The organism is Indolivaga alginatilytica, assembly GCF_003201355.1.
Taxonomy (GTDB): Bacteria; Bacteroidota; Bacteroidia; order Bacteroidales; family Dysgonomonadaceae; genus Dysgonomonas_A; species Dysgonomonas_A alginatilytica.
Genome location: NZ_QICL01000072.1, coordinates 1 through 1,220, shown reverse-complemented (window position 1 = coordinate 1,220; position 1,220 = coordinate 1). Strand labels below are relative to the sequence as shown.

Below are 1,220 nucleotides of genomic sequence, written 5' to 3'. Positions count from 1 at the left end.
CTCAGTACATGACAAAAAAAGAGCAATAAATCAGGTAATTTATTGATAATAAGTGATTTTTCATTTTGAAAAGACCTTGATTTTACGTATCTTAGAAAGAAAAACTGGGGAGTTTTTCAAGATATGCAAACCAAGGTCTCAAACAAAAGTAAGGAATTAAGTCTGATATTGGAAACCCATTTTAGTGGAAAAATTAATCGGGCACGCATAAAATTTATGGCATTAATGATACTCTCTTTATGCAAAGTTCAAACCGTCAACTTTGAGCGTTTAGCTCAGGGTTTTGAAAGTAGTGTAAGTACGGGCTCTTCTTTGCGACGCATACAACGTTTTATGGCTGATTACATGCTGGATAAAGATTTGATTTGCCGGATGATTTATAGTCTGTTGCCCCATAAGCCTCCCTACAGGTTGATTATAGACCGGACAAACTGGAAATTCGGCCAGATAAATATTAATATATTGGTTTTGTCAATCGCTTACAAAGGAATCAGTTTTCCTCTTGTCTATCGAATGATGCCTAAAAGAGGAGCATCCAGCATCAATGAACGTATAGAAATCATGGAACATTATATACGGCTGTTTGGCAAAGACAGCATTAAAGATCTTTTGGCTGACAGGGAATTTATCGGTGAAAAATGGTTTGGCTGGCTCAATATAAATGCCATCAGATATCATATTCGTATTCTGAGCAATTATCAGGTGATGCATGCCCTTAAAGGTAAGTATATGAATATATCCCGCTTATTTGAGTCACTAAAGATAGGTCAATGTAAGTTCCTGGCTCATCCTTATTATGTCACCGGAAGAATTTGTTTTTTGTCTGCCTGTTGTTTTGTCAATGATAAGGGCAGAAGGGATTTGGTTATAATTGCCAGTTTTGATAAGACAAGAGCTTCGGTGAAAGCTTATAAAGAGCGTTGGCAGATAGAATCCTTGTTCAGGGCTCTCAAAACTAGCGGATTTAATATCGAGAAAACACACTTGAGGGATATGGAGCGTTTTGAGAAAATGCTGTCAATGGTTTTTATTGCCTTCTTATGGGCATATCTTACCGGTATGTATATTCACCGCAAGATAAAGAAGATAAGGATACTAAAACATGGTAGATTGGCTAAAAGTTTTTTCAAATATGGACTCGATTATATTTTTGAATACCTTTACAAGGCTTATTACAAGCAGAATATAGACCCGTGTAAATTTTTGTCATGTACTGAGCA

Annotated in this window: 1 protein-coding gene; it reads left to right on the top strand. The window is 36.1% G+C overall.

The features are described from left to right. Positions 1-123: 123 nt before the first annotated feature. The coding region (locus CLV62_RS21435; RefSeq protein ID WP_110312793.1) for an IS4 family transposase at positions 124-1,220 on the top strand (1,097 nt) is incomplete at its 3' end.